Below are 26,256 nucleotides of genomic sequence, written 5' to 3'. Positions count from 1 at the left end.
GTCGTATCCGATGACGGCATTTTCGGCCAAAGGAGCACGCGACACGATGAGGACGCAGACCGAGCCAGAAGACGATCAGCTTGAGGCGGGCCTGGGCGCGGTCCTGAGCGAGCGGCGTCAGCTGATCAACCTCGCGTACCGCTTCCTGGGCTCGCTGGCCGACGCCGAGGACGTCGTGCAGGAGGCCTACGCCCGCTGGTATGCCATGTCCCGCGCGCAGCGCGAGGCGGTCGCCTCGCCCGGCGGCTGGCTGACCACCGTGGCCAGCCGCATCTGCCTGGACCTGCTCGGCTCGGCCCGCGCCCGGCGCGAGCGCTATGTGGGGGAGTGGATCCCCGAGCCGCTGCCCGACCACTCGGAGTGGATCAGCGGCCGTTCCAGCGGCACCGCCGACCCGGCCGACCGCATCACCCTGGACGAGTCGGTCAACATGGCCTTCCTCGTCGTCCTGGAGTCGATGACCCCGGCCGAGCGGGTCGCGTTCATCCTCCACGACGTCTTTCGGTACTCCTTCGCCGAAGTGGCCGAAAGCGTCGGCCGCAGCCCGGCGGCCTGCCGCCAGCTGGCCTCCTCCGCCCGCCGCCGGCTGCGCAGCGCCCAGCAGGACGGCGTCACCGCCACCGCCCAGCGCGCCGACATCGTCCGCAACTTCAAGCAGGCCTGGGAGGCCAAGGACATCGGCGCCCTGATCAGCCTGCTGGACCCGGACGCCACCGGCCTGGCCGACGGCGGCGGCCTGGTCAACGCCGCGCCCCCCACCGGCGGCAGCGAGCAGATCGCCCGCTACCTGGTCACCATCACCGGCAAGGCGCCGGGCCTGACCATCCTGGAGCGCACCGTCAACGGCGAGCCCGGCCTGGTGGTCCAGCAGGCCGGCGTCACCGTCTCGGTGCTCGCCTTCGACTTCGCGGGCGACCGCATCAAACACCTGTGGGCGGTGCGCAACCCCGAAAAGCTGCGCCCCTGGACCACCGGCTGACCGCCGCGCCGGGCCGCCCCGGCGGGCGGCCCGGCGCGAGGGACCCTGCAGGTCACACGGGCTGCTGTCACATTTTGCCGGGCCATCTCGTCGGAGCTGTGTACGCACCAGCACGACAGAGGAGCCCGCCATGGACGCTCGCTTGAACCTCTTCGCCAACCCGGTCTCGGCCAGGTTCCTGAAGCACCTGGCCTCAGCGGGGAAAGCGGCCGCACAGGCACCGATCCCGGCGGCGACCCTGGAACTGGTCGGCCTGCGCGCCAGCCAGATCAACGGCTGCGGCTTCTGCGTCGACAGCCACACCAAGGAGGCCGCGCACGCCGGGGAGAGCGCCCAGCGCCTGCACCTGGTCGCCGCCTGGCGCGAGGCCACCGTCTTCACCGACGCCGAGCGCGCGGCCCTGGAGCTGACCGAACAGGGCACCCGGACCGCCGACGCGGCCGGCGGTGTCACCGACGCCGCCTGGGCGAACGCCGCCCGGCACTACGACGAGGACCAACTGGCCGCCCTGGTCTGCCACATCGCCGTCATGAACGCCTTCAACCGCGTCAACGTCCTGACCCAGCAGCCCGCCGGGGACTACCAGGTCGGCCAGTTCGGCTGACCCGGCCCCGGGAGAGGGGGGCGGGGCGGCCGCCTGCGGTCCGAGGGGACCGCAGGCGGCCCTACCTCAGCTGATCCTCATCGTGGCCATCATGCCCATCGCCGAGTGGTCGAGCATGTGGCAGTGGTACACATACGAGCCGCGGTAACTGTCGAACGTCGCCTGGAGCTTGACCGTCTCGCCCGCCGCGACGATCACCGTGTCCTTCAGGCCCGTCTCACCGGGCGCCGGCGGCTTCCCGCCCCGCTCCAGCACCCGGAACTGCACCAGGTGCATGTGGAAGTTGTGCGGCACCCGCGCATTGGTGTTGGTGACCGTCCATATCTCGCTGGCCCCGAACCGGATGTTGGCATCCACCCGCGCGGGGTCGTACATCTTGCCGTCCATGAACCCCTTGGGGTGCGCGACCCCCTCCTCCATCTGCATCGCGATGGACCGCTCGTTGGTCGGCGCGGGCAGCGCCGGCAGCGAACGCAGCACCGAGGGCACCGAACTGGGATCGTCCGCGGTGCGCACCACGTCGAACCGCATCACCTGGCCGACCTGCTCGGCGTTGCCGGCGAAGATGATGGTGTTCTCCAGCACCACCTTGTGGCCCACCGCGTACCGCGAGAAGTCGATGACCACATCGGCGCGCTCACCGGGCGAGAGGATGAAGGAGTCGGTGGTGTGCGGGCGCGGCAGCAGACCGCCGTCCGACCCGATCTGGATCATCTCGCCGCCGTCGGCCAGCCGCAGGCCGATGAAGCGCTGGTTGGACATGTTGGCGAACCGCAGCCGGTACTTGCGGGCCGCGACCTGGAAGTAGGGGTAGGGCACCCCGTTCACCAGCAGCGTGCTGCGCTGCTGGTCGTCCATGGTGTAGACGAGCTGCCCCGCCGCATCGAAGTGCGCGTCGCGGATGGCGACCACCACGTCGTACTCGCCCTTGGGCAGCGGCAGCTTGTCCTCGATGGCGTCGGTCAGCAGGTAACTGCCGTGCAGCCCGCGGTAGACGTTCTCCGACTCCTTGTGGTGGGCGTGGTCGTGGTACCACAGCGAGGCGTGCGGCTGCTTGTTGGGATAGGTGTAGATACGCTCGCCGCCCGGGGCCAGGGTGTCCATCGGATCCCCGTCGTTGGCCTGGGTCACCGACGCGCCGTGCAGGTGCACCGAGGTGGCCACGTCCAGCTCGTTGCGCTGGCGCACGATCACCGGGCGCCCGGTGCGCGCCTTGATGGTCGCGCCGGGAAAGTGCCCGTTGTAGGTCAGCAGGTCGGTCTGGATGCCCGGCAGGACCTCCCTGCGGACCGCGCGCATGGTGACGTCGTAGTGATCGGCGGTGGAGGTGCGGAAGGTGGGTCTGAGCACCGGCATCAACGGCATGGGACGGGTGAACAGTTCGGGGGTGGCCGCCGTGGACGGACCGGCCTTGGCCGGGCTGGCCTTGGCCGGGTCCACGGCGAGCAGGGGGGTGAACGACGCCCCGGTGAGCCCTACGCCCGCGGCGGCGAGTCCTGTGCCGAGCAGACGGCGTCGGGTGACCATGGTGCCCTCCTAAGTGCGTGAGTGAATGGCACCCGGCGGCCGGCCGCGCCCTGATGAGGAGGCGCGCGGCAGCATGCGGCCGTGCGGTGCCAGCCGCAGTTCATCAGCAGCACCTCGAGGCGCACTCGTATCCGCTTCGTCCGCTTCGCCCGGCCCTGGGTGCTCACGGCAGCAGCCGTCCGGCCAGGTAGCGCTGGAACTGCCACAGCGGGCGCTCCAGATGACAGAAGCGGCCGCTGGAGGGTCCCGGCGAGCTCTCCAGACCCCGCTGCACCCCCTGCACGGCCACCAGGTCCTCACCCTGCAGCACCCGCACCGACTCCCGGGCCTCGGCCAGCTGCTCCGGGCTCAGCTCGGTGCCCGGCGGCACCAGCAGCCCGAAGCGCGCCGCATGCGTGGCCGGGCCGGTGGGCAGCCAGCGCACCCACACCGCGGAATCCGGCAGCAGCGCCAGCACACACTGCGGGAACAGCCCGGCCAGCAGCATCCCCTGGGGCGGCCCGGCCTCCGGCGCCTGCGCATAGGGGGTGAACATGGTGAACCAGCGGCCCTCGCACTCGTCCAGGACCGTGGTGCGCCCGGGCAGCACCGGCTCCAGGGTCTGCGCGTGCGTGCCCATGTGGTGGTAGTTCTCCGAACCGTTCTCCACCGCCACCTTCCAGTTGGCGGGCACGTCCTGCCATGCTTCGACGGCCACCGTCTTCCATTCGGCGAGCCCGTAGGCGGCCAACCGCTCCGCCAGGCCCGCCAGTTGGGGCTCCAGGGGCGGGGCGTCGGGGTCCAGGCACACCAGCACGAAGCCCTGCCACTGCGTCACCCGCGCCTGCGGCAGCCGGCACGCCGCCCGCTCACGCGGACCGAAGTCCACCTTGCTCATCAGCGGCGCCCCCGCCAACTGCCCCGCATAACGGCCGTCCAGCCGGTAGGTCCAGGTGTGGTACGGGCAGGTCAGCCGCGTCAGGCTGCCGCGCTCGGGGGTGGTCTCCGGCGGCAGGACATCCATGAAGCGGTGCCGGCACACCCGGGACAGGGCATGCAGCTCACCCCGCTCGTCACGGGTGATGACCAGCGGATGACCCGCGACATCCACCCGCAGATAGTCGCCGGGAGCGGCCACTTCGTCGCTGCGCGCCACACACAGCCAGTCCCGCCCGAAGATCTGCTCCCTCTCGCGCTCGTACCAGGCGGGGGAGGTGTACGCCTGGGGCGGCAGCGTCTCACCGCGCTCCAGGGGCAGCCCGGCCAGCCGCCGCAACTGCGCGAGCAGGCCGGGCAGACCGCCGGTCCCGGCCGGCTCGCTCGGCGCGGTGCGCTCGGTGAGGTCGCTTGGTTCAGTGAGGTCGCTCGGCTCGGTGAGGTCGCTCGGTTCGGTGAGTTCGGTGAGTTCGCTCGGTTCGGTCATGACAGCACCGTTTCCCTCTCCTGGGGGCGGGCCGGACCGGTCGCCGGACACGGACGGTCCGGCCGGTCGACGGCCTCGTGGGAAAAACGCTAGGCGCCCCGCGCGCCGGGCGAATCGTCGCCAGGAGCGACCCGGCTGCTGCACACTTCGGATGACCCCGCCCCGCCGCTCTCCGCCCCACGTGCCCCGCCCAGGTGCCCCGCCCGAAGGGATGTGTCCATGAGTGAGCCCGCCGGTGCCCGCCCGCTCTTCGTCGGCCCGGAGCGGACCGGCGCCCCGGGATCGGGGCAGATCAGCGTCGTGTGGTCGCTGGGCGGTGACGGCCGCGACCTGGACGCCGCCGTCGTACGCCTGGCACCCGGCGCGGACCTGGGCGAGCACACCGAGAACGGGTGCGGGATCCTGCTCACCGTGCTGGCCGGCAGCGGCGAACTGCGTGTACCGGGGGAGGTGCTGCCGCTCGCGCCCGGCGCGCTGGCCTGGCTGCCCGCCCGCACCCCGCGCTTTCTGCGGGCGGGGGAGCACGGACTCACCTACACCACCGCCCACCGCCGCCGCCCGCTGCCCGAGACCGGCCCAGAGACGGCCGGCGGCGGGGAGCCCGCCTGCCTGCTGGAGCGGGTCTGCCCGCGGTGCGGCCGCCTGGCCGGCGAACGCGACGCCCGCTACTGCGCCCGCTGCGGGACCGCGCTGGCCGCCGCCGGATGAGTGCACGCCGGACCGCACGGAGAGACCACCCGGGGGAGCGGGCACCACCTCCTCGGCGGCCGGCGCCTCATCCGCAGGAACGAGGACAACCTGCCGCCGGCCCGGAGAGCGGCCTCAGGCCCGGCCCGCCGGCCGGCCCCACTGCCCCCCCGGACATGCTCCCGCCCGGCGGGCCGGGCCGCCGGGCGGGGGCGAGGGCCAGGGCGAGGTCACCGGTTTTCCAGGCGCAGGCTCACGTCCTTTTCCTGGTCGCCGGAGGCGGAGCCTTCCTCGGTGACGGCGAAGGCCGCCGAGAGCACCGTGACGATCTGGTCGACCGCGACATAGCCGCCCTGCACCGCGGCGGTCACCGGGCCGCTCAGCGACGGCGTCCCGCCCGGCCCGCCGCCCGCCGGACGGGCGGTGTCGAAGACGCCGTTCCACACGGTCGGCCCCGAGGTGGTCTCCGCGGGCGCCGGACTGCCCTCCCGGTCCGAGGCGTAGACCGCCTCCAGGACACCGAAGACGCTCCCGGCGTCGTCCGCCGCACCGCTCAGTTCCACCGTGACCCGCGCCGGGTTCTCATCCGCATCGCTCACCGTCGTTTCCCTTTCCTCGCGTTCGTGCTGCCGGGCCCTCAACCCGAGGGCTCCTCCGGCTCCGGCGACCCGGAGGGGTCCTGCGCCGCCGGGGAGCTGCCGCGCCGGCCGGTGCCGGCCTCGTCCGTGTCGGGCACGTCCTCACCCTGACCCTGACCCTGACCTTGACCCTGGTTCGGGGCCGGTTCCTGGCCCTCGTCCTCGTCCTTGCCCTTGCCCTGGTTCTGGTTCTGGGGCCGGTTCTCGTCGAACTGCAGGTCCCAGGGGTCCTGTCCGCCGTCGGCCTGCTGGTCGGGCGGGTCCCTGGGCACCGGTGTGCTGCCGTCCGCGCCGGGGGAGGCCGGTACCTGTTCACTCACGATGTGTCTCCTCTCCACCGCTCGGCTCCGGCGGGCACCGACTCCCTTTTGCCGCCGGCCGTTCCGGAGCTGGGGTGCAGGTACCCGCGCAGGGCGGGACAACTCGTACTGATCACCGTGGACCAACCGCGCCGGATCGGCGACACGGGTGAGCCGGCCCGCGCGCCGGGCAGGCACGGCACGGCGGTGTGAGACTGCTCGTGTCGCGCGACCCCGCTGTTGGACCGCTGTGGAAGGGAGACGACGTGCCGACCTCGGAGCCGCCCAGTGGACTCGAGGAGTTCCTCGCGGACCCGGCCAACGCCGTACTGGACCTGGCCACCGCGGTCACCCGGTGCGCGACGGCCCTGGGGGTGCCCCAGGCCATGGTCTACCTCGCCGACCTCCAGCAGCGCCGGCTGGTACCGCTGAGCGAGGACGCACCGGCCCATGACGTGGACGACTCCCTGGCCGGCTGGGCCTACCGCACCGTGGCCCTGCGCGTGGAGGAGTCCCCCACCGGAGGCATGATCGCCTGGCTGCCCCTTTTGGACGGCGCCGAACGGCTGGGCGTGGTCGCCGTCCACGCCCCTTTCCTGGACCCCGCCCTGCTGCGGCGCGGCCGGGCCCTGGCCTCCCTCCTGGCCATGATGATCACCTCCAAGCGCGCCTACAAGGACGCCCTGGTCCGGCGCACCCGCTCCGAACCCATGCACCTGCCCGCGGAGATGCTCCGCGCCTTCCTGCCGCCGCGCACCATCGGCAACACCCACGTCGTGTCGACCGCCGTGCTGGAACCCGCCTACGAGATCGGCGGCGACGCCTTCGACCACAACCTCACCCGAACGGCCCTGCACGCCACGATCGTCGACGCGATGGGCCACAACCTGCTCTCCGGCCTGACCACGGCGGTCGCCCTGGCCGCCTGCCGCAACGGCCGGCGCACCGGATCGGACCTGCCCGAACTCCTGGAGACCGTGGACGCGGCACTGGGCCAGTGGCTGCCCGACCAGTTCTGCACGGGCGTGCTCACCCGGCTCGACCTGGCCAGCGGGGTGCTGCGCTGGAGCAACTGCGGGCACCCGCCGCCCCTGCTGATCCGCGACAACCGGCTCGTCGACAAGGCCCTGGAACGCGAACCCGACCCGCCCCTGGGCTTCTCCGCGCCCTATCGCACCACGGACCGCCAGGTGCACGAGACGAGACTGGAGCCCGGCGACCGCGTGCTCCTGTACACCGACGGGGTGACCGAGGCACGGCTGGCGGACGGCACCGAGTTCGGGCTCGAACGGTTCGCCGACTCCATCATCCGCGCCTCCGCCGCCGGAGAAGTGGCGGCGGAGGCGCTGCGCCGGCTCATCCACTCGATCCTGGACGCCCAGCCCAACCGGCTCCGGGACGACGCCACCATCCTCATGTTCGAGTGGCAGCCGCCCGGCCGGTGACCTCAGCCCCTCTTGCCGTCCTTGCCGTCCTTGCCGGTCGTGCCGGTCGTGCCGTCCTTGGTGTCCCGGTGGATGTCCTCCTGCGCGGTGGGGCTCGGCGTGAGGGTGTCGCCGGCCTCGCCGTCCTTGGCGTGCTCGCGCCGCTCATCGGGCACGGGCCGCGTCTCGGCGTCCTCCACCTCCTCGAAGACCTCTTCGGCCGCGGTCTGCGCGGGCCGGTCGGCGGGGTTGTGCTCGCGGTCGCTGTGCTGCATGGGTGATGTCCCTTCTGGTTTCTTTCCTTCGGCGCCGGCCTCCTCGGAGTCCGCGGACCCGTCCGAGGGACGGCCGGCCGCCACCACCGCCAGGTCGCCCAGCAGCCGCTGGGTGTCCGCGGCCAGGCCGCCCAGGGCCGGGGTGACCTCGTGGCGGCCGTCCCTCAGCAGCTGGACGAGGCGGTCGTGCGCCTCCTGCGCGGCCCGCAGGGCGGCCTGCCGCTCGGCCGTGCGGTCCACGCCGCCCGGCGGGGCACTGCCGGTCCGCGCGGAGTCCTTCATGGCATCGGCCCGGGCCTCGGCGTCGGCGTAGTCGTCCAGCGCGCAGATGTCACCGGCCGACCGCAGCAGGTCCGTCAGGATCTGCCGCGCCTCGGCGGGCACGTCGGTCAGCGCCGGCCGGTCCCGGCTGGTCTCGGCCAGCGTCCGCAGCAGCACCCGGACCTGGTCGCTGATGCGGTCCCAGGCGAAGTCCCAGTCCGCGGAGGGCAGCAGCGGCTCCGAGCGGCGCAGCTTGCGGCCCGGGTTGAGGCGGTAGCTCTCGTGCGACCAGCGCCTGGCCGTGCGCAGGTCGGTCACCAGGTCGGTCAGCCGCTGCGCCCGGTCGTGCCACGTGGCGGCCTGCTCCTGGCTGAAGTTCCGCTCCACGCCGTCGGCGACCGCGTACAGCAGCTCGGCGCTCTCCTGGGCCAGCCGGGCCCGCAGATGCCGCACGTCCCGCCCGTGGACGGGGGGCAGGACCACGGCGTTCACCACGATCCCGATGACGGCGCCGAGCACCGTCTCGAAGAGCCGGTGCAGGATGTCGAAGCCCGTGTACGTGCCATAGGCCAGCACGAACAGGGCGGCGGTGGGGGCGTAGACGCCCTGGGTGCCGAACCGGGCGTAGCCGCTCAGCAGCACCGTCACCGGCAGCACGATCGCCATCGCGGCCAGCGAGTTGTTGCCCGTCACCACCGAGCCGCCCGCCGCCAGCAGGGTGCCGGTGACCACCACCGCGAACTGCTGCAGCGCCGAGCGCACCGAGCGGTAGACGGTGCTCTGCACGATGAACAGCGCCGTCCACGGCGCCAGCAGCGCCATCGGCGCGCTCCACCACCAGCCGGCCAGTGCCCAGGCCAGCACGCCGGCCCCGGCCGCCTTGAGCGACTGGACGGTGGTGTCCCGCTCGGGGCCCGGCGCCGTCACCGCCCGCCGGGCCGCGTTCCAGATGGCCTGTACGTCCCACGCCACCGCGCGCCAGATCTCGCTCACCTTCCTCGTCCTCGAAAACGCTCAAAATGCCCGGCGCACTGCCCGGGACGGTCAGGGCAGGGGTGTGCCGCCGGTGGCGTTCATGACCTCGGCGGTGATGAAACTCGCGTGCTCCGAGGCGAGGAAGACGTAGGCGGGCGCCATCTCCGCGGGCTGCGCGGGCCGGCCCAGCGGCGCCTGCTTGCCGAACTCGGCGGTGTCCGGCAGCGTCGCGGGGATCAGCGGCGTCCACACCGGCCCCGGCGCCACCGCGTTGACGCGGATCCCGTCCTCGGCCAGCATCTGCGCGAGCCCCTGGGTGAAGGTGACGATGGCGCCCTTGGTCATGGCGTAGTCCAGCAGGTGCGGACTGGGCTTGTAGGCCTGCACCGACGTGGTGTTGATGATCGAGCCGCCGCGCGGAATGTGCGGCACCGCCATCTTGCACAGCCAGAACATGCCGTACAGGTTGGTGCGCACGACCCGGTCGAACTGCTCGGTGGAGATGTCCTGGATGCCCTTGGGCTGGGACATCTGGTAGGCGGCGTTGTTGACCAGCAGATCGATCCGCCCGAACTCGGCCACCGCACGCTCCACGAGCTTGCGGCACTGCTCCTCCTCGCGGATGTCGCACTCCACCGCGACGGCCCGGCGCCCGGCCTGCTCCACCCAGCGCACGGTCTCGCGTGCCTCCTCGGCCTCGGCGGGCAGGTGGGTGAAGATGACGTCGGCCCCCTCGCGGGCCACGGCGATGGCCACCGCCCGCCCGATGCCGGAGTCACCCCCGGTGATCAGTGCGGCCCGGTCACGCAGCAGCCCGGAGCCGCGATAGGAGTCCTCGCCGTGATCGGGCGGCGGGTCCATGGCGCCGGTCCACCCCGGCACCTGCTGGTCCTGCTGGGGGAACTCCGGCCGCGGCCCCTTCGTGGTGGGATCCTGCGGACCCTGAGCGCCGTCATGGGCGTTGCCGTTGCCGGGGGAGTCCTTCATCTGGTGCTGCCTTTCTGTGGCGTGCGGCCGGGCGCGGGGCCTGCCGGGCCCCGCCGCGCCTGCTCCTACCTTCCGCAAGGTGGCGGCACCTCACCACCGGAACACCTCGCCCTCGAGGCCCGGCCGCCCGGGTGCCGCTGCGGTCGCGGCCCCGGGTGCCCTGCCCCCCGACCGGCAAAACGCGCAGGACAGGACCTTTTGCCGGGGCGCCGGCAGGCATGTCCTGCCCGATCGGGGAAAGCCGACAACCATGAAGATCCTTCTCGTCCTCGTCGTCCTCGGCATCGCCGCCGCCTGGTACATGAAGTCGCACAAGGGCCGCTGAGAGCCCGGGTGCCACCACCCCGGCCCGGCCCCCCGGGTCAGGGGCGCCGCGCGGCCCCGGGCCCGGCCGCTTGGGGCCGCACCGGGCGCAGCTCGATGAAGTCGAAGGCATTGAAACGGCGCAGCACGGGCCGCAGCGGCGCCGGCAGGACGCTTTGGTGTTCGTCGACGAACACCCGCGGCTGGGCCAGCTGGATGCGCCGGCCCAGGGTGCGCAGCTCGCAGCCGTTGTGGGCCAGGGTGTTGCGCACCCAGTCCGACTGCGGCCCATAGGGCAGGGATATGACGTAGTACGGGCCGTTGCGGAACACCTTGACGGGGGTGCGGTAGGTGCGCCCCGACGTGCGGCCGCGGTGCAGCACGGCGCCGAAGCCCGGCAGGCGGGTGAGCACCGGGCCCACGACACGGTTGGCGAACCTGCGGTTGAAACGGGCCAGCCGTCTTCGGAGGGGCCGGCCGGAGGCTCGGGCGGTAGGGGACATCCACAACTCCCTTGTCTGATCGGGTCGTTCCACGGCTTTCGCCGATCCCGCCCCGCGGGATGTGTCGGATTGTGGCAGGGGGGCGGCGGCGTGCGGGCCGATGCGGCCGTTCACGGGCCCGGCGGGACGCGGCCCGGGGCGCGCCCCGCCCCCCGGGGCAGCGGGAAGCCGCCTCCCGCCTCTGGGCCAGGCTGCTCAACCCCGCCCCGGGGTGGAGGTTCAGTCGGGTTCCCTGCGCGCGGCCTCGGCGATGTTGCGGGCCATGCCGCCGAAGACCACGGCGTGAAAGGGCGCCACCGACCACCAGTACAGGTGCCCCAGCAGGCCGCGCGGGTGGAACAGCGCGCGCTGGCGGTAGCGGGTGCGGCCCGCGCCGTCCTGCTCCACGCGCATCTCCAGCCAGGCCAGGCCCGGCAGCCGCATCTCGGCCCGCAGCCGCAGCAGCCGGCCCGGCTCGATCTCCTCCACCCGCCAGAAGTCCAGGGAGTCACCCACCCGCAGGCGGTGCGCGTCGCGCCGGCCCCGGCGCAGCCCCACCCCGCCCACCAGCCGGTCCAGCAGCCCCCGCACCGCCCAGGCCAGCGGGAAGGAGTACCAGCCGTGCTCGCCGCCGATCCCCTCGACGACCCGCCACAGCGCCTGTGGGCCGGCGTCCACCACCAGCGTCCGGTGGTCGGTGTAGAGGCTGCCGCCGGCCCAGTCCGGGTCCGTGGGCAGCGGATCGCTGGGCGCCCCGGGCACCGAGGCCGAGGACCAGCGGGTGGTGACCTGCGCGTCCTGCACCCGCCGCAGCGCCAGCCGCAGCGCCTGGGTGAAGGGCAGCGGCCGGCCCGGGCCGTCGGGCACATAGGCCGCGATGTCGTGCTCCTGGCAGATGACCTCATGGCGCAGCGACTCCGCCAGCGGCCGGGCGATCCCGTGCGGCACGGGCGTGACCAGCCCCACCCAGTAGCCCGAGACCCGGGGCGTCAGCAGCGGCACCGGCACGATCAGCCGGTGCGGCAGCCCGGCGACCTCGGCGTAGGCCCGCATCATGTCCCGGTACGTCATCACGTCCGGGCCGCCGATGTCGAAGCCGCGGTTCACCGAGCCGGGCAGGCCGGCGCAGGCCACCAGGTAGCGCAGCACGTCGCGCACCGCGATCGGCTGGATGCGGGTGCGCACCCAGCTGGGTGTCACCATCACCGGCAGCCGCTCGGTGAGATGGCGCAGCATCTCAAAGGACGCCGAGCCCGAGCCGATGATGACCGCCGCGCGCAGCACCGCGCTGGGCACCCCCGAGGCCAGGAAGATCCGGCCCACCTCGGCCCGCGAGCGCAGATGCGGCGACAGCTGGGCCGCGTCCACCCCGGCCGGGGTGAGCCCGCCCAGATACACGATCCGCGCCACCCCGGCCGCCCGCGCCTGCTCGGCGAAGGTCTGGGCCGCTTGCCGGTCGGTGTCCTCGAACCCGGCACCGGTGGTCAGCGCGTGCACCAGGTAGTACGCCACCTCGATCCCCTCCAGGGCGGCGGCCAGCGAGGCCGCGTCGGTGACATCCGCGCGGACCACCTCCACCCGACCGGCCCAGGGATGGTCGCGCAGCTTGTGCGGGGAGCGGGCCAGGCACCGCACCCGGTGCCCGGCCGCCAGCAGTTCGGGCACCAGCCGGCCCCCGATGTAGCCGGTGGCCCCCGTCACCAGGACGTGCCGGCCGCCGCCGGGGGCCTGTTCGCGTTCGCTCACGTGCGCTGCCGCCTCGTTTCGTGCCGGGGGAGCGGGGCCGCTTCACCTCCGCAGTCTCACCCGCCGCGGCCCGCCCCGCGACATACGCCCCGGGGCGCGCGGGCGGCCTTGGTCCCGCACGATGTTGAGACGAGCGGTTCGGGGCACTCGGCGATGACGGCGAGTCAGGGAGGCACACAGATGGCGCAGCGTCATCGACTGATCAGGGTGAGTCCGGCCACGGTGTGGGCGGTCCTCGCCGACGGCGAACGCTATGCCCAGTGGGTGGTGGGCACCGCATCCTCCACACCGGTGCGCGGCCACTGGCCCGCGGTCGGCGCGGCGATCGAGTACCAGGTGCGCCTGGGCCCCCTGCGGGCCACCAACGAGACGGTCGTACGGCGCTGCGAGGAGGGCTCCGTCCTGGAACTGGAGGCCAAAGCGGGCCCTCTGGGCACCGCCCGGATCGCCATCGAAGTGCGGCCCTGGGGCGAACACTGCCTGGTCATCGTGGACGAACACCCGCTGCGCGGCGCGGCCGGCGCCCTGCACAACGCCGGCGTCGAGGCCCTGATCCAGCTGCGCCACCGCGCGATGCTCGCCCGCCTGGCCCAGGTGTGCGAAGCCGAACAGGAGCACCCGCGCCGCGCCCTGGGCACGGTGACCGCCGGCCCGGGCCCCCGCCCCGCGGGAGGCGGCGAGGCACATGCCTGACGCGGTGGTGATCGGGGCCGGCCCCAACGGACTGGTCGCCGCCAACCTCCTGGCCGATGCCGGGTGGAGCGTGACGGTCCTGGAGGAACAGAGCGAGCCCGGCGGCGCGGTGCGCCACGACCGCGGCGTGCACCCCGACTTCGTCAACGACCTCTTCAGCTCCTTCTACCCGCTGGCCGCCGCCTCCCCGATCCTGCGGCGGCTGCGCCTGGAGGAGTACGGGCTGCGCTGGAGCCACGCCCCCCATGTCCTGGCCCATCCCCTCAGCGACGGCCGCTGCGCCGTCCTGGACCGCCGGGTCGAGGTCACCGCGGCCTCCCTGGAGGCCTTCGCCGCCGGGGACGGCGCCTCCTGGCACCGGCTGCACGACCTGTGGCAGGGCATCCGCCCCGACATCCTCAACGCCCTGTTCACCCCCTTCCCGCCCGTGCGGTCCGCCGCACGCCTGGCCTACCGGCTCAAGGCGGCGGGCGCCCTGCACCTGGCCCGCAGCCTGCTGCTGCCGGTCCGGCGCCTGGGCGAGGAGGAGTTCGCCGGCGAGGGCGGCAGGCTCCTGCTGGCGGGCAATGCCCTGCACGCCGACCTGGCCCCCGAGGCGGCGGGCAGCGGCGGCTTCGGCTGGCTGATGTCTCTGCTGGGCCAGAGCTACGGCTTCCCCGTCCCGGTCGGCGGCGCCGGCGAGCTCGTGCGGGCGCTGGTCGACCGGCTGCACGCGCGCGGCGCCACCGTGCAGTGCGGCCGCCGCGTCCAGCAGATCCTCGTCCGCGAGGGGCGCGCCGTCGCGGTGCGCACCGCAGACGGCGACACCGTGCCCGCCGCCCGCGCCGTGCTGGCCGATGTGTCGGTGCCCGCCCTGTACGGCGAGCTGGTCGCCGCCGAGCACCTGCCCGGCCAGCTCCTGGCCGACCTGCGCCGCTTCCAGTGGGACTTCGCCACCTTCAAGGTGGACTGGGCGCTGGAGGGGCCGGTGCCCTGGCAGGCCAAGGAGGCCGCGGGCGCGGGCACCGTGCACCTGGCCGACGGCGTGGACGAACTCACCCGGTTCGCCGCGCAGCTGGCCATGCACCAGGTACCCGACCGTCCCTTCCTGCTCTTCGGCCAGATGACCACCTCGGACGCCACCCGCTCACCGCAGGGCACCGAGTCCGCCTGGGCCTACACCCACGTGCCGCAGGACATCCGCGCCGACGCCGGCGAGGAGCACATCACCGGCGCCTGGAGCCCGGCGGAGCAGGAGCGCATGGCCGACCGCATCGAGGGGCAGGTCGAGCGTTTCGCCCCCGGCTTCCGCGCCCTCATCCGCGCCCGCCGCCTGCTGGCCCCCACCACCATGCAGTCCATGGACCGCAACCTGCACGGCGGCGCCCTCAACGGCGGCACCACCTCCCTGCACCAGCAGCTGTTCTTCCGGCCCTCCCCGGGCACCGGCCGCCCCGAGACGCCCGTGGCCGGCCTCTTCCTAGCCTCGGCCGGCGCCCACCCCGGCGGCGGCGTGCACGGGGCCCCCGGCGCCAACGCGGCCCGCGCCGCGCTGCGGCGCCGGCTGCCCCTGCTGGCGGCCGCACAGCGCAGGCTCACCTCCCGCGACCGCACCGGCAGCAGACACCCCCACTAGGCCCGCCAACAGACACCCCACCAGGCATCCCGCACCGACACCGCCATCAGGCACCCGCCACCAGGCATCACCCACTGACACCCGCCACCAGGCACCCGTCCACCAGGCACCGGTCGGCCAGGCCCCCGCCGGCCGGGCCGCGACGGCACTCTCAGAGACCGACGTCCGGCGCCCGCCGGCCAGACACCCGTGACCACACCGACACCCTCAAGACCGACAACCCGGCACCCACGCCCCGCCCCCGACACCCCGACCCTGCGAAGGGCAGGCCCCCGCCATGCGCGACAGCCCCCTGCGCGACCGCACCGTGGTGGTGACCGGCGCGGCCCGGGGCCTGGGCGCCGCCCTGGCCCGCGAACTGGCCCGCCGCCACGCCCGGATCGCCCTGCTGGGCCACGAACGGGCCGCCCTGCGCCAGGTGGCGGCCACCCTGCCCGCCCCGGCCCTCGCCCTGGAAGTCGACATCACCGACCCGGCCGCCCTGCACAGGGCCGCCGACACCGTCCGCGCCCGCCTGGGCCGGCCCTCGGCCGTCATCGCCAACGCGGGCCTCGCCCTGGCCGGACCGGTGGAGACCGCCGACCCTCCCGCATGGCGCCGGGTGATCGACGTCAACCTCACCGGCAGCGCGTTCACCGCCCAGGCCTTCCTGCCCGACCTGCTGCACACCCGCGGCTACTACCTGCAGATCGCCTCCACGGCCGCCCTGGGCGCCGTCCCGTTGATGAGCGCCTACTGCGCCTCCAAAGCCGGAGCCGAGGCCTTCACCCACGCCCTGCGGGCCGAAACCGCCCACCGCGGCATGGCGGTGGGCATCGCCTACCTCAACTGGACCGACACCGGCATGATCCGCGACATCCACACCCACCCCGCCCTCCAAGCCCCCCGCCGCCTGCTGCCGCCCCCCGCCCGCCGCATCCTGCCCACCGACCAGGCCGCCGCCCGCCTGGCCCGGGCCGTGGAACAGCGCAGCACCGCCCTCTACCTCCCCGCCTGGACGCGCCTGGCCCAGGTGGGCCGGGCCGGACTGCCGCCCCTGATCACCCGCCTGGCCCGGGCCCGCTTCCAGCACCGGCAAAGCGGTCTGCCCCGCACCCAGACCGGGCTGCTGGGCCCCGGCGGCCTCGCCGACCAGGCCGCCCGGCGCGACACCCCCCGGCCCTAGGGCCAGGCTGGAACCGACACACCCACCCACCCGCACCAGCCGCCCCTTTGCAGCCCGTACGGAGGCGCCGATGGAGCCCGTCAAGGCCCTGGAACGCATCGCCTTCCTGCTCGAACGCGGCCGCGCCCCCACCTACCGCGTCCGGGCCTTCCGCACCGCCGCCGACGTGATCACCCAGCTGGGCCGGGAGGAGACGGCACGCCGCGCCGCCGACGGCTCCCTGGAGTCCCTCAAGGGCATCGGGCCCAAGACCGCCGCGGTCATCCGCGAAGCACTGGCCGGCGCCGTGCCCGGCTACCTGGAGCACCTCGAGGACGAGGCCGGCGCCCCCCTGGACCCCCACGAGGCCGGCGCCGGGCTGCGGGCACTGCTGCGCGGCGACTGCCATCTGCACTCCGACTGGTCCGACGGCGGCAGCCCCATCGAGGTCATGGGGCGCGCCGCCCGGGAGATCGGCCACGAGTGGGCCGTGCTCACCGACCACTCGCCCCGGCTGACCATCGCACGCGGACTCTCCCCCCAGCGGCTGCGCGAACAGCTGGCGGTGATCGACGACCTCAACGCCCAGTGGGCGCCCTTCCGGCTGCTGACCGGCATCGAGTGCGACATCCTGGAGGACGGCTCCCTGGACCAGGAGCCGGACCTGCTGGAGCGCCTGGACGTCGTGGTCGTCTCGGTCCACTCCAAACTGCGCATGGACGCCGCCGCGATGACCCGGCGCATGGTCGCCGCCGTGAGCAACCCCCGCGCCGATGTGCTCGGCCACTGCACCGGCCGCCTGGTCACCGGCCGCGGTCGGCCCGAGTCGCAGTTCGACGCGGATGAGGTGTTCGCCGCCTGCGCGGCCGCCGCCACCGCCGTGGAGATCAACAGCCGCCCCGAACGGCTCGACCCGCCCCGGCGCCTGCTGCGCCAAGCCGTCGCGGCCGGCGCGCTGTTCAGCGTGGACACCGACGCACACGCGCCCGGCCAGCTGGACTGGCAGATCATCGGCTGCGCCCGGGCCGAGGAGTGCGGCGTGCCGCCCGAACGGGTGGTGAACACCTGGCCGGCCCAGGACGTCCTGTCCTGGACCCGAACAAGCCGCTCCCGCACCACCACCCCCTGACCCCGCCCCCGGGCGGGCCGGCCTGGCGCACCGCGTCGGCGATGGCCGCAGCCATCCCGGCGCTGCGCCGGCCCACACCGCCCCCCCCCGTAAGCCGGGGGCGGTCTGCCAGGGCCACAGGGCGTTGTTCAGCACCCGGTCCGGGTGAGTGACAGCTCGCGCAGCCGTGCCCGGCTGGCGTGGTGCACCGCGCGTCGGCGATGGCCGCGGCGGTCCCGGCGATACGCCGCCCCGGCCCCTCGGGCAGGTGCGGGCGGTTTGTGTTGTTCAGTACCCGGTCCGGGGTGAGCGGGAGTTCGTGCAGCCGTGCCCGGCTGGTGTGGTGCACCGCGCGTCGGCGATGGCTGCGGCGGTCCCGGCGATACGCCGCCCCGGCCCCCCGGGCAAGCCGCGGCCGGGCTGTCGGGGTCACAGGGCGTTGTTCAGCACCCGGTCCGGGGTGAGCGGGAGGTCGCGCAGGCGTACTCCGGTGGCGTGGTGCACCGCGTTGGCGATGGCCGCGGCCGTTCCGACGATGCCGATCTCCCCGATGCCCTTGCTGCCCATCGGGTTGAGATGGGGGTCCTCCTCCTCGATCCAGTGCGCCTCGATCACCGGCACGTCGGCGTGCGCGGGCACGTGGTACGACGCCAGGTCGCACTCCGCGAAGTCACCGAAGGCGGCGTCCACCGTGCTGCCCTCCGTCAGCGCCATCCCCAGTCCCATCGTCATGGCGCCGATGAACTGCGAGCGGGCGGTACGGGAGTTGAGGATGCGCCCGGCGGCGTAGACGCCGAGCAGCCGGCGCACCCGCACCTCCCCGGTCACCGTGTCCACGCCGACCTCGGCGAAGTGGGCGCCGAAGGCATGCCGGGCGTAGTCGCTGTCCGCGTCGGCGGTGCCCGCCGTGTCGGCCGTGGCCCCCACCCCCTCCGGCGGCAGCTGCTGCCCCTCCTGCCCCGCCAGCCGCCCGGCCAGGCGCGTGCAGGCCTCGTGGACCGCCCACCCCCACGACGCCGTGCCCGAGGAGCCGCCGGCCAGCGGCGCCGCCGGCAGGTCACTGCTGCCGATCTCGGTCTGCACCCGCTCCACCGGCACCCGCAGCGCGTCGGCGGCGACCTGCGCGAGCACGGTCCGGGCGCCGGTGCCGATGTCGGTGGCGTTGACCCGGATCACGAAGCGCCCGTCCGGGCAGGCGTGGGCGCTGGCCCGGCACGGCGCGACGACCACCGGATAGGTGGCCGCCGCGACCCCGCTGCCCACCAGCACCGGGCCCTCGGCCCGCGAGCGGGGCCGCGGATCGCGCTGCGTCCAGCCGAAGCGCCGGGCCCCCTCCCGCAGGCACTCGGCCAGGTGCCGGCTGCTGAAGGGCAGGCCGCTGTCGGGCTCGGCGGCGGTGTCGTTGCGCAGCCGCAGCTCGACGGGGTCGATGCCGAGTGCCACGGCCAGCTCGTCCATCGCCGACTCCAGCGCGTACATGCCCGGTGCCTCGCCCGGGGCCCGCATCCACGAGGGGGTCGGCACATCCAGCGGCACCACGTGGTGGGTGGTGCGGCCGTGGGGCGAGGCGTACATGACGCGGGTGGCGGCGGCGGCCGTCTCCATGAACTCCTTGACGCGCGAGGTGTGCGCGGTCACCTCGTGGATCACGGAGGTCAGCCGGCCGTCCCGCTCGGCGCCCAGCCGCACCCGCTGCAGGGTCGGGGCGCGGTGGCCCACCACGCTCGCCAACTGCCGCCGCGGCAGGACCAGTTTCACCGGCCGGCCTGTCGCGCGGGCGGCCATCGCGGCCAGCACCACGTGCGGGCGCGGTGTGCCCTTGGAGCCGAACCCGCCGCCCACGTGCTCGGAGACGACCGTGACCTGCTCCTTGGGCAGCTCGAACAGGCCGGCCAGGACATCGCGGACGGTGGTGGCGCCCTGGCTGGAGTCGTACACGCTCAGCCGCCCGTCCTGCCAGTGGGCGGTGGCCGCGTGCGGCTCCATGGGGTGGTTGTGCAGCGGCGGCACCCGGTAGCGGGCATCCACGCGCACCGGCGCGGCATCGAAGGCCCCCTCGGCGTTTCCGCGCACGTGCTCGCCCGAGGTGCCGTCCGTGTCCTCGGGTACGTAGGCGTCGGGGTGCCCGGTGCGCAGGGTGACGTCGTGGGGTTCCTCGGCGCAGGTGACCCGTACGGCCGCGGCCCCCTCGCGCGCCGCCTCCAGGCTCTCGGCGACCACCAGCGCCACGTACCAGCCGCGGTGCGGGACGCGGGCGTTCTGCAGCACGGCCAGGGTCGCGTCGTCCGGCTTGGCAAGGCGCGGGGCGTTGCGGTGGGTGAGGACCGCCAGGACGCCGGGCACCGCCAGCGCCGCCCGGTCCTCGACGGCCGTGACCTCGCCGCGTGCCACCGTGGCCGCCACCGGCCAGGCATAGGCGCACCCCGGGGGCGTGTACTCGGCGGCGTACCGGGCGATCCCGCACACCTTGTCGGGACCCTCCCTGCGCTCGAGGTCCGCCCCGAGCGCGTCGACGGTGTCCGGCATGAGGTTCTCCCTGCTGAAGACTGGAGGGGGAAGGGGGCGAAGGGAACGGGGGCGGGGGAGTGGGGGGGGTGAGGGGAGGTCAGGGCGTGGCGGCCAGCCGGCGCAGCACGTCGCAGGCGAGGTTGTGGGCCAGGCGCACCTTGTAGGCGTTGTCCCGCAGCGGCAGCGCCTGCGCGAGTTCCGCCTCGACGGCCCCGGCAAAGGCCTCCTGGCTCGGCGCCGCGCCCCGCAGCGCCTCCTCGGCCAGCCGGGCGCGCCAGGGCCGGTGGGCCAGTGCGCCGAACGCGATCCGCACCTCCTCCACGGCGCCGTCCCTGACGGCGAGCACCACGGCCACCGAGGCGAGCGCGAAGGCGTAGGAGGCCCGGTCGCGTGCCTTGCGGTAGGCCGAGACGGTGCCCGCGGGCAGGGGCGGCAGCAGCACCCCGGTGATGAGCTCGCCGGGCGCGAGCTCGGTGTCCAGCTCGGGGCGGTCGCCCGGCAGCCGGTGGAATTCGGCGGCCGGCAGCGTCCGTGCGCCCCGCGCGCCCTGCAGTTCGACGCGGGCGTCGAGCGCGGCCAGCGCGACCGCCATGTCGGAGGGGTGGGTGGCGATGCACTGCGCGGAGTGGCCAAGGACGGCGTGGTCGCGGTGGACGCCCTCGCGTGCCCCGCACCCGGTGCCGGGCTCGCGCTTGTTGCACGGCTTGTCCAGGTCCTGGAAGTAGGGGCAGCGGGTGCGCTGCAGCAGGTTGCCGCCGGTGGTGGCCATGTTGCGCAGCTGGCCGGAGGCGCCCGCCAGCAGCGCCTGGGACAGCACCGGGTAGCGGTCGCGGATCAGCGGGTGGGCGGCCAGGTCGCTGTTGCGCACCGTCGCGCCGGCCCGCACGGAGCCGTCGGCGAGCTCCTCGACCGCGTCCAGCGGCAGCCGGCTGACGTCGATGAGCGTCCGGGGCCGCTCCACGCCCAGCTTCATCAGGTCCACGAGGTTGGTTCCGCCACCCAGGTAGCGGGAGGTGGGCCGGCCGGCGTGGGCCGCGGTCGCCTCGTCGACGCTGTGGGCCCGCACGTACATGAAGGACTTCACCGCACCCCACCCCCGCCATCGGCACCCGCGCCGCTTCCGGCCCCTGGCCCGCTTCCGGCGTCCGCACCGGCTCCGGCGTCTGCGGCGTCCTCGACGGCTTCGACGATGTGCGGATAGGCGCCGCAGCGGCACAGGTTGCCGCTGAGCCGCTCGCGGATCTCGTCCTTGGTCAGCGGTACGGGCGCGCCGGTGGCCGCCGCCGGGTCCGTCACGTGCGAGGCGTGGCCCGCCGCGGCCTCCGCGAGGGCGCCGAGGGCCGAACAGATCTGCCCCGGCGTGCAGTACCCGCACTGGAACGCGTCGCGCTCGACGAAGGCCCGCTGCAGCGGGTGGGCCCGCTCGCCGTCACCGTCCCGCAGCCCCTCGACGGTGGTGATGTCGCATCCCTCCAGGGCGACGGCCAGCAGCAGACAGCTGTTGGCGCGGCGCCCGTCGACCAGGACGGTGCACGCCCCGCACTGCCCGTGGTCGCAGCCCTTCTTGGCGCCCGTCAGACCCAGCTGTTCGCGCAGCACGTCCAGCAGGGTGGAGCGGTGATCGACGACGGGGCCGCACGGCCTGCCGTTCACCTTCATGGGCACTGGTGAATGGAACACATCGGTTCCCATGGCGCTCTGCTCCCTCGTCCCGGCCGTGCTGCGTGACGTCATCGCGTATCCAGCCTGAGTCAGGACACACGTTCCGGCATGCCGGGAGCGTGCGGGCCGCCTCCTTGCGGCCCGGGTAAGTCAGGGCCGCCGGGGGCCCGTGCAGCGCCACAGGACGTGCACCACCCGCAGCACCGCGAGGGTGCCGCCGAGCACGGCGCCCGCCAGGGGCAGGGCTTTGTCCAGGGCGGGCGGCAGCTGCCAGACAGCGACCGGTCCTGCGATCACCCCGAACACCACGGCGCCCGCGAAACAGGCGCTGAGCAGCGCGTATCCGATCTCGACGGTGATCTCGTCCCGTTCGGCCTGACTGCGTCGGCTGCTCCCCATGACGTAGAGGGTATGCAAGCTTGCCGGCGGGGCGGGCGGCGGCTCAGTTCCGGTAGGCGCCGGCCGCGAGCCGTACGAAGGAGTGGACCAGCGGATGGTGCTCGCCGCGCACCCAGGCGGCCACCACGGGGCTGGGCGGCATATCGCTCAGCGCCACCACGGTGAGCCCTTCGGGCGGCCGGTGGGCCAGCGGGGTGAGGCCCACCGTGCCGTTCCAGAGCACGGCCTGCCGGCACTCCGCGACCGCGCGCACCACCGGTCCGTGCCGGGGCTCCTCGCCGCTCCAGTAGGCCTGCCACACCGGGTCGGTGCCGGGCGGGAAGGTGAACCAGCGCCGCCCGGCCAGATCGGCCAGGCTCAGGCGCTCGCGCCGGGCCAGCGGGTCATCGGCGCGCAGCAGCGCCCCCACCGGGTCGGCGCGCAGCGCGCGCACCCTCAGGCCGCTCGTGTCGAACGGCCCGCGGGTCAGGGCGACATCGACCCGGCCCGCGGACAGCCCGCAGGCGGGCTCGCTCAGGTCGCTCTCGCGGATGCGTACCTCCACGTGCGGGTGGCGCCGGCGGAAGGCGTCGGCCAGCCGGCTCACCTGCGGTCCTGCGCCGCCCTCCAGGACACCGACGGTCAAGGTGCGGGCGCCGGCCGCGGCCGCCACCCGGGCGCGCACCAGATCGGCCCGGGCCAGCAGCGCGCGCGCCTCCGGCAGCAGCACCGTGCCCGCGCCGGTGAGCGTGACACCGGCCGGTGAGCGGGCGAACAGCGCGGCGCCCAGCTCGCTCTCCAGCTGCCGGATCGCCCGGCTCAGCGGCGGCTGGCTCATGTGCAGCCGGGCGGCGGCCCGGCCGAAGTGGAGTTCCTCGGCGACCGCCACGAAATAGCGCATGGTGCGCAGCTCCATGCTGCGACGATACCCAGCCGGTATCGGCGGCCCGGAACAGGTCTTGGACGCCCGCCGCGCCCCGGCGGTGCAATCACCCCATGACCCACGAACCGCACACCCACGAACCGCACACCCACGAACCGCACACCCACGAACCGCACACCCACGAACCGCACACCCACGAACCGCACACCCACGAACCGCACACCCCTGAACCGCGCACCCCCGAACTGCTCCCCCACGGACCCGAGGCCCAGGCCCCCGGCGAGCCCGCCGTGGCGGTGGTCGGGCCGGGCCAGGGCGAGGTGATCGTCCTGGGCACCACGCGGATGCGCGTCCTGGAGGACGGCAGCCGCACCGGCCACCGCCTCGCGCTCACCGAGTCCGTCCTCGCGCCCCGCACGCCCGGACCGCCGCAGCACCGCCACGCCCGGCACGAGGAGGGCTTCTACGTCCTGTCCGGCACGGTGCGCTTCACCTTCGGGCACCAGGAGCACGACGCCGGGGCGGGCACCTTCGTGATGGTCCCGCCCGGCGCCCCGCACACCTTCGCCAACACCACCGATGGGCCGGCCGTCCTGCTCAGCGTCTTCACCCCGGACCTGTACCTGCACTACTTCCGCGACCTGCGGGACACCCTGGCCCGGGACGGCGCCCCGGACCCCGCCGCGAGCCTGCGGACGATGGCCCGCTACGCCACCGAGCCCGCCCCCTAGCGGCGCGGGGTGAGGGCGAGCTGGTGGAGGTCCTCCAGTGCGTCCAGGACGACGGTGTCCTGGTGCCACTTGATCCAGGAGCCCATGGTGCGGCCGGTGGCGCCCAGCGCCCGCAGCTGTGCCTGGGTGAAGCCGGCCAGCGGGCGGGCGTGGTGGGAGGAGATGACGCCGCGCACGGTGTTCTGGTCGTCGAGGAGGGGGATGCTGTGGACGCCGCGGCAGCCGGAGGTCAGGATCACCCGGCGCGTCTCGTCGTCGAAGCCGGGCGAGGACTCGACTTCCTTGACGGTGACCTGCCGGCTGGCGGCGGCGGCCCGCGAGCAGGCGGTGTTGCCCTCGACGAACGCGAAGTAGTCGGTGAAGTGCCGGGGCAGCCCCGCGTGTTTGGCCAGGCGCAGCACGTCGTCCTCCAGGAGCTGCACATTGCCCATGTCGGTCTCGGTGACGGTCAGCACCCGGCGCAGCGCGGCGCCCAGGACCTCGCCCTGGTTGGCCGCGTCGAGGGTGCCGGCGCCGAGCGCGGCCAGGCTGGGCACCGGGTGCGGGGGGCGCGGGGGAAGCCATGTCTGCGCGCCGCGCGCCGGTCCTGGCGTGCGGGCGACGGCGGCGGCCAGCTGGTGCAGTTTGATGTTGGCCCGCTGGGAGGCCTGGCGCAGCAGCGTGAACGCCGCCTGCGGGTCGGTCAGGCGGTAGCGCTCCACCAGGATGCCCTCGGCCAGCGCGATCCTGGGCCGGGTGCGGGCCTGGACCTCCAGCTCGGCCACCTGGGCGCGCAGCTGCTCGGCGGTGGCCAGCAGCTGCTGCCGCTCGTCCCCGGGCAGGGGCGAGGAAGCGGGGGTGGGTTCCTCATCGGGTGAGGGGGGCACAGTCGAAACGGTCGTCAAGCTCTCTCCCCGGGCCGCACCCTGCGGCCGTCTTGCCGGTCGGTGAGCAGCACGGCCGCCCTGCCCGCCTGGGCCCCGCCCAGCTCATTCCGCAGCCGGGGCCTGCTGCTCACACACACTGTGGTGACCGTATCGGGCCCGGCCCGCCCTGTCATGACCGGCCCGGAACCCCGGCCCCCGCCCCGGCACACCCGCCCGGGCGGGAGCCGGGCGGGAGGCGGATGGTGCGCGGTCAGCGCAGCCACTGCTCCTGGTCGGCGGGCCGGTACAGGGTGATCGCCTTGGGCAGCTTGTCGAGCACCAGACGCCGGTAGGTGGCGTCGGTCACCTCACCGTCGTAGGCGAAGTGCGGCTCGCCGTGCAGCACTTCCAGCTCCAGGCGGCGCACCTGGGCGGTGGTCAGCACCCGGGAGCTGTGCAGGGTCCCGGTCAGCACCGCCAGCAGCAGCCGGGTGCGGGCCAGCGGGGTGCCGGCGTCCACGGCGCGCACGTCGAGCAGTCCGTCGTCGAGCTGGGTGCGGTAGGTGGGGGCGAAACCGGCCGGGTGGTAGATGCCGTTGCCCGCGAAGAGCAGCCAGATGCTGCGCCGGCGGCCGTTGATGACCACGCGCAGCGGGCTGCCGGTGGCCAGCACCTTGGCCAGCCCCACGGTGAGCGCGGGCCACTTGCCGATCCGCTGCTCCAGCCGCTCCCGGGCGTGCACGAGTTCGGAGTACACCCCGATGCTGAAGGTGTTGAGGAAGAGCTGCTCGGCGCCGGGTGCGCCGGGTGCGTCAGGTGCGTCAGGTGCGTCAGGTGTGCCGGGCGCGCCGGGCGCCCCGGGGGAGGAGGCCCGGCCCACGTCGGCGGTGACCGCCTCGCCCGCCCGGATCGCGCGGGCCACGTCCTCAAGGCTCTGGTTGCCGAGGTCCGCGGCGAAGTGGTTGAAGGTGCCGCCGGGGAAGACCGCCAGGGGCACCCGGTGGCGGGCGGCCGTCGCGCTGCCCGCGTTGACGGTGCCGTCCCCGCCGCACACGCCCAGCGCCCCGCCGTCGGCGACGGCCCGCGCCGCCGCCGCCTCCAGCAGCGCCACCAGGTCGTCCCCGGGCTCGAACACGGTGATCGCCGCCTGCGGCAGCAGCGCGCGCAGCGCCTCGGCGGTGTCCTTGGACCAGGCGACGCCGGAGGCGGGGTTGACCACCAGATGCAGGCCCTTGCCCTCGGCCAGCGCGGGGGCGGGCCGGCGCGGCGGCGCGGCGGCCGCCGCGGCCTCCGGCTTCACCGGCCACCAGCGGCAGGTGAGCAGGGCCGCGCCCACCCCCACGACCACCCCGGCGGCCAGCCGGCCCCGGTGGCCCAGGCTCCCGCGGCCGCGCACCTGGGCAAGTCCCGCGGCGAACGGCAGCACGGCCAGCCCGTGCCGGGGCGACTCCAGGGCGACCCCGCAGGCGAAGGCGGCCGCCGAGGCCATCGGGCTGGTGGGCAGCGCACCGGTGTGGGGGCGGGCGGCGCGCCCCGTGAGCGCGCCCAGGACGGGCCCGGTACCCATCCGGCTCGGGCGGCGGACGGCCGGCTTGGCCAGCGTCCGGCTGACCGCCGCGACGATCGCCACCGAGCCCAGGCCGCGCAGCGCCGCCCGGCGCGCGCTGCGCCCGCCCGAGCCGCCGAGCGCGGCCGCGGCGCCCAGCCACACGGCCTCGCTGGCGGCGGCCCGGCGCAGCAGGCGCAGCGCGGTGGCCGCCCGCCCGGCGGGCGGCCCGGCGAAGGCGGCGGCCACCCGGTTCCCCGGCCCCGGTATCGTGCCCAGCCGTCCAGGTCGCTTCATACGCTCGCTTCACCTCTGCACCTAGAAATCCACCGCGCGCGGGCGGCCCGGCCCGCGGCGCTGCCTCACCCTAGCCGCGCCCGCTCTTTTGTTCGGAAAGATGGCTCACCCGCACCGCTCCGCTAGCATGATCGAACTCACGACGATCGCCCTGATAGCCCAACCAGCACCATAAAAAACACGCTATCTCGCACGAAAAGTGAGCCATTTACCTAAAATCTAACAAATCGGCCGAGCCCTTGATATCAATAGCAACG

At 74.4% G+C, this 26,256-nt stretch carries 25 protein-coding genes; 9 read left to right on the top strand and 16 right to left on the bottom strand.

Features of this window, described 5'->3' with window-relative positions; genetic code table 11:
• Positions 1 to 46: 46 nt before the first annotated feature.
• A complete protein-coding gene (gene sigJ / locus ACH4D5_RS34740; protein WP_398310769.1) occupies positions 47 to 979 on the top strand; it encodes an RNA polymerase sigma factor SigJ in 933 nt (310 codons plus the stop codon).
• 130 nt (positions 980 to 1,109) lie between these two features.
• Positions 1,110 to 1,583 (top strand): carboxymuconolactone decarboxylase family protein, encoded by a 474-nt coding sequence (locus tag ACH4D5_RS34735; protein WP_398310766.1) that lies wholly within the window; start codon positions 1,110 to 1,112, stop codon positions 1,581 to 1,583.
• A gap of 66 nt (positions 1,584 to 1,649) precedes the next feature.
• On the opposite strand, the gene ACH4D5_RS34730 is transcribed toward ACH4D5_RS34735, so the two are convergent.
• Together ACH4D5_RS34730 and ACH4D5_RS34725 are read right to left on the bottom strand one after the other, a co-directional pair.
• Positions 1,650 to 3,110 (bottom strand): multicopper oxidase family protein, encoded by a 1,461-nt coding sequence (locus ACH4D5_RS34730; protein ID WP_398310763.1) that lies wholly within the window; start codon positions 3,108 to 3,110, stop codon positions 1,650 to 1,652.
• Positions 3,111 to 3,273: 163 nt separating this feature from the next.
• Complete coding sequence (locus ACH4D5_RS34725; RefSeq protein WP_398310760.1) at positions 3,274 to 4,512, bottom strand: aromatic ring-hydroxylating dioxygenase subunit alpha; 1,239 nt, start codon at positions 4,510 to 4,512, stop codon at positions 3,274 to 3,276.
• A gap of 219 nt (positions 4,513 to 4,731) precedes the next feature.
• Between ACH4D5_RS34725 and ACH4D5_RS34720 the strand changes: the two genes are divergently transcribed.
• Positions 4,732 to 5,220, top strand: a complete 489-nt coding sequence (locus tag ACH4D5_RS34720) for a cupin domain-containing protein (protein WP_398310757.1) — start codon at positions 4,732 to 4,734, stop codon at positions 5,218 to 5,220.
• Between the two features lie 209 nt (positions 5,221 to 5,429).
• Here the strand turns inward: ACH4D5_RS34720 and ACH4D5_RS34715 are convergent, their stop codons facing one another.
• A complete protein-coding gene (locus ACH4D5_RS34715) occupies positions 5,430 to 5,798 on the bottom strand; it encodes a hypothetical protein (protein WP_398310754.1) in 369 nt (122 codons plus the stop codon).
• 38 nt (positions 5,799 to 5,836) lie between these two features.
• Positions 5,837 to 6,157 (bottom strand): hypothetical protein, encoded by a 321-nt coding sequence (locus tag ACH4D5_RS34710; RefSeq protein WP_398310751.1) that lies wholly within the window; start codon positions 6,155 to 6,157, stop codon positions 5,837 to 5,839.
• A 245-nt stretch (positions 6,158 to 6,402) separates the two neighbouring features.
• Here ACH4D5_RS34710 and ACH4D5_RS34705 point away from each other — a divergent pair, with 245 nt between their 5' ends.
• Positions 6,403 to 7,581 carry a PP2C family protein-serine/threonine phosphatase gene (locus ACH4D5_RS34705; protein ID WP_398310748.1) on the top strand — a complete coding sequence of 393 codons (1,179 nt, stop codon included), beginning with the start codon at positions 6,403 to 6,405 and terminating at the stop codon, positions 7,579 to 7,581.
• Positions 7,582 to 7,583: 2 nt separating this feature from the next.
• Here ACH4D5_RS34705 and ACH4D5_RS34700 read toward each other — a convergent pair whose 3' ends face one another.
• The 4 genes from ACH4D5_RS34700 to ACH4D5_RS34685 all read right to left on the bottom strand — a co-directional run bounded on the left by ACH4D5_RS34700 (position 7,584) and on the right by ACH4D5_RS34685 (position 12,589).
• Positions 7,584 to 9,089, bottom strand: coding sequence for an aromatic acid exporter family protein (locus ACH4D5_RS34700; RefSeq protein WP_398310745.1), 1,506 nt, complete (start codon positions 9,087 to 9,089; stop codon positions 7,584 to 7,586).
• Positions 9,090 to 9,140: 51 nt separating this feature from the next.
• Positions 9,141 to 10,058: an SDR family oxidoreductase gene (locus ACH4D5_RS34695; protein WP_398310742.1), complete on the bottom strand. Its 918-nt coding sequence runs from the start codon at positions 10,056 to 10,058 to the stop codon at positions 9,141 to 9,143.
• Positions 10,059 to 10,420: 362 nt separating this feature from the next.
• Positions 10,421 to 10,864, bottom strand: coding sequence for a nitroreductase/quinone reductase family protein (locus tag ACH4D5_RS34690; RefSeq protein WP_398310739.1), 444 nt, complete (start codon positions 10,862 to 10,864; stop codon positions 10,421 to 10,423).
• Positions 10,865 to 11,083: 219 nt separating this feature from the next.
• On the bottom strand, positions 11,084 to 12,589 hold the full coding sequence (locus ACH4D5_RS34685) for an SDR family oxidoreductase (protein ID WP_398310736.1): 1,506 nt from the start codon (positions 12,587 to 12,589) through the stop codon (positions 11,084 to 11,086).
• A 180-nt stretch (positions 12,590 to 12,769) separates the two neighbouring features.
• Between ACH4D5_RS34685 and ACH4D5_RS34680 the strand changes: the two genes are divergently transcribed.
• The 4 genes from ACH4D5_RS34680 (at position 12,770) to ACH4D5_RS34665 (ending at position 17,170) form a co-directional block, all read left to right on the top strand.
• Entirely contained in the window at positions 12,770 to 13,282 is a 513-nt protein-coding gene (locus ACH4D5_RS34680) for an SRPBCC family protein (RefSeq protein ID WP_398310733.1), read from the top strand.
• Positions 13,275 to 14,897, top strand: a complete 1,623-nt coding sequence (locus ACH4D5_RS34675) for a phytoene desaturase family protein (RefSeq protein WP_398310730.1) — start codon at positions 13,275 to 13,277, stop codon at positions 14,895 to 14,897. The genes ACH4D5_RS34680 and ACH4D5_RS34675 overlap by 8 nt, the downstream gene beginning before the upstream one ends.
• Before the next feature lie 277 nt (positions 14,898 to 15,174).
• Positions 15,175 to 16,062, top strand: coding sequence for a short-chain dehydrogenase/reductase (locus ACH4D5_RS34670; protein ID WP_398310727.1), 888 nt, complete (start codon positions 15,175 to 15,177; stop codon positions 16,060 to 16,062).
• A gap of 70 nt (positions 16,063 to 16,132) precedes the next feature.
• Positions 16,133 to 17,170: a PHP domain-containing protein gene (locus tag ACH4D5_RS34665; protein WP_398310724.1), complete on the top strand. Its 1,038-nt coding sequence runs from the start codon at positions 16,133 to 16,135 to the stop codon at positions 17,168 to 17,170.
• Positions 17,171 to 17,578: 408 nt separating this feature from the next.
• Here ACH4D5_RS34665 and ACH4D5_RS34660 read toward each other — a convergent pair whose 3' ends face one another.
• The 6 genes from ACH4D5_RS34660 to ACH4D5_RS34635 all read right to left on the bottom strand — a co-directional run bounded on the left by ACH4D5_RS34660 (position 17,579) and on the right by ACH4D5_RS34635 (position 22,777).
• A complete protein-coding gene (locus ACH4D5_RS34660; protein ID WP_398310721.1) occupies positions 17,579 to 19,675 on the bottom strand; it encodes a xanthine dehydrogenase family protein molybdopterin-binding subunit in 2,097 nt (698 codons plus the stop codon).
• Positions 19,676 to 19,754: 79 nt separating this feature from the next.
• Positions 19,755 to 20,741: an FAD binding domain-containing protein gene (locus ACH4D5_RS34655; RefSeq protein WP_398310718.1), complete on the bottom strand. Its 987-nt coding sequence runs from the start codon at positions 20,739 to 20,741 to the stop codon at positions 19,755 to 19,757.
• Positions 20,738 to 21,349 carry a (2Fe-2S)-binding protein gene (locus ACH4D5_RS34650; RefSeq protein ID WP_398310715.1) on the bottom strand — a complete coding sequence of 204 codons (612 nt, stop codon included), beginning with the start codon at positions 21,347 to 21,349 and terminating at the stop codon, positions 20,738 to 20,740. The genes ACH4D5_RS34655 and ACH4D5_RS34650 overlap by 4 nt, the downstream gene beginning before the upstream one ends.
• 120 nt (positions 21,350 to 21,469) lie before the next feature.
• On the bottom strand, positions 21,470 to 21,718 hold the full coding sequence (locus ACH4D5_RS34645) for a DUF6332 family protein (protein ID WP_398310712.1): 249 nt from the start codon (positions 21,716 to 21,718) through the stop codon (positions 21,470 to 21,472).
• A 43-nt stretch (positions 21,719 to 21,761) separates the two neighbouring features.
• Positions 21,762 to 22,613 carry a LysR substrate-binding domain-containing protein gene (locus ACH4D5_RS34640; protein WP_398310709.1) on the bottom strand — a complete coding sequence of 284 codons (852 nt, stop codon included), beginning with the start codon at positions 22,611 to 22,613 and terminating at the stop codon, positions 21,762 to 21,764.
• Complete coding sequence (locus ACH4D5_RS34635; protein ID WP_398310707.1) at positions 22,532 to 22,777, bottom strand: hypothetical protein; 246 nt, start codon at positions 22,775 to 22,777, stop codon at positions 22,532 to 22,534. Before ACH4D5_RS34635 ends, ACH4D5_RS34640 begins: the two co-directional genes overlap by 82 nt.
• Positions 22,778 to 22,825: 48 nt before the next feature.
• Here ACH4D5_RS34635 and ACH4D5_RS34630 point away from each other — a divergent pair, with 48 nt between their 5' ends.
• Positions 22,826 to 23,311 (top strand): cupin domain-containing protein, encoded by a 486-nt coding sequence (locus tag ACH4D5_RS34630; RefSeq protein ID WP_398310810.1) that lies wholly within the window; start codon positions 22,826 to 22,828, stop codon positions 23,309 to 23,311.
• On the opposite strand, the gene ACH4D5_RS34625 is transcribed toward ACH4D5_RS34630, so the two are convergent.
• Positions 23,308 to 24,177 carry an ANTAR domain-containing protein gene (locus tag ACH4D5_RS34625; RefSeq protein ID WP_398310705.1) on the bottom strand — a complete coding sequence of 290 codons (870 nt, stop codon included), beginning with the start codon at positions 24,175 to 24,177 and terminating at the stop codon, positions 23,308 to 23,310. The genes ACH4D5_RS34630 and ACH4D5_RS34625 overlap by 4 nt on opposite strands.
• A gap of 250 nt (positions 24,178 to 24,427) precedes the next feature.
• Positions 24,428 to 25,999: a diacylglycerol/lipid kinase family protein gene (locus ACH4D5_RS34620; protein ID WP_398310702.1), complete on the bottom strand. Its 1,572-nt coding sequence runs from the start codon at positions 25,997 to 25,999 to the stop codon at positions 24,428 to 24,430.
• Between the last annotated feature and the right edge of the window lie 257 nt (positions 26,000 to 26,256).

Origin of the sequence: Streptomyces sp. NPDC018029, from assembly GCF_044327655.1 — a bacterium.
Taxonomy (GTDB): Bacteria; Actinomycetota; Actinomycetes; order Streptomycetales; family Streptomycetaceae; genus Streptomyces.
The sequence above is the reverse complement of the archived record's forward strand: the minus strand, read 5'-3'. Positions and strand labels throughout refer to the sequence as shown.

What these genes read in the sequence shown, in the direction of transcription:
- sigJ (WP_398310769.1), top strand. Translation starts at nt 47, where the DNA reads ATGAGGACGCAGACCGAGCCAGAAGACGATCAGCTTGAGGCGGGCCTG.
- ACH4D5_RS34735 (WP_398310766.1), top strand. Translation starts at nt 1,110, where the DNA reads ATGGACGCTCGCTTGAACCTCTTCGCCAACCCGGTCTCGGCCAGGTTC.
- ACH4D5_RS34730 (WP_398310763.1), bottom strand. Translation starts at nt 3,110, where the DNA reads ATGGTCACCCGACGCCGTCTGCTCGGCACAGGACTCGCCGCCGCGGGC.
- ACH4D5_RS34725 (WP_398310760.1), bottom strand. Translation starts at nt 4,512, where the DNA reads ATGACCGAACCGAGCGAACTCACCGAACTCACCGAACCGAGCGACCTC.
- ACH4D5_RS34720 (WP_398310757.1), top strand. Translation starts at nt 4,732, where the DNA reads ATGAGTGAGCCCGCCGGTGCCCGCCCGCTCTTCGTCGGCCCGGAGCGG.
- ACH4D5_RS34695 (WP_398310742.1), bottom strand. Translation starts at nt 10,058, where the DNA reads ATGAAGGACTCCCCCGGCAACGGCAACGCCCATGACGGCGCTCAGGGT.
- ACH4D5_RS34690 (WP_398310739.1), bottom strand. Translation starts at nt 10,864, where the DNA reads ATGTCCCCTACCGCCCGAGCCTCCGGCCGGCCCCTCCGAAGACGGCTG.
- ACH4D5_RS34680 (WP_398310733.1), top strand. Translation starts at nt 12,770, where the DNA reads ATGGCGCAGCGTCATCGACTGATCAGGGTGAGTCCGGCCACGGTGTGG.
- ACH4D5_RS34675 (WP_398310730.1), top strand. Translation starts at nt 13,275, where the DNA reads ATGCCTGACGCGGTGGTGATCGGGGCCGGCCCCAACGGACTGGTCGCC.
- ACH4D5_RS34670 (WP_398310727.1), top strand. Translation starts at nt 15,175, where the DNA reads ATGCGCGACAGCCCCCTGCGCGACCGCACCGTGGTGGTGACCGGCGCG.
- ACH4D5_RS34665 (WP_398310724.1), top strand. Translation starts at nt 16,133, where the DNA reads ATGGAGCCCGTCAAGGCCCTGGAACGCATCGCCTTCCTGCTCGAACGC.
- ACH4D5_RS34660 (WP_398310721.1), bottom strand. Translation starts at nt 19,675, where the DNA reads ATGCCGGACACCGTCGACGCGCTCGGGGCGGACCTCGAGCGCAGGGAG.
- ACH4D5_RS34650 (WP_398310715.1), bottom strand. Translation starts at nt 21,349, where the DNA reads ATGGGAACCGATGTGTTCCATTCACCAGTGCCCATGAAGGTGAACGGC.
- ACH4D5_RS34645 (WP_398310712.1), bottom strand. Translation starts at nt 21,718, where the DNA reads ATGGGGAGCAGCCGACGCAGTCAGGCCGAACGGGACGAGATCACCGTC.
- ACH4D5_RS34640 (WP_398310709.1), bottom strand. Translation starts at nt 22,613, where the DNA reads ATGGAGCTGCGCACCATGCGCTATTTCGTGGCGGTCGCCGAGGAACTC.
- ACH4D5_RS34620 (WP_398310702.1), bottom strand. Translation starts at nt 25,999, where the DNA reads ATGAAGCGACCTGGACGGCTGGGCACGATACCGGGGCCGGGGAACCGG.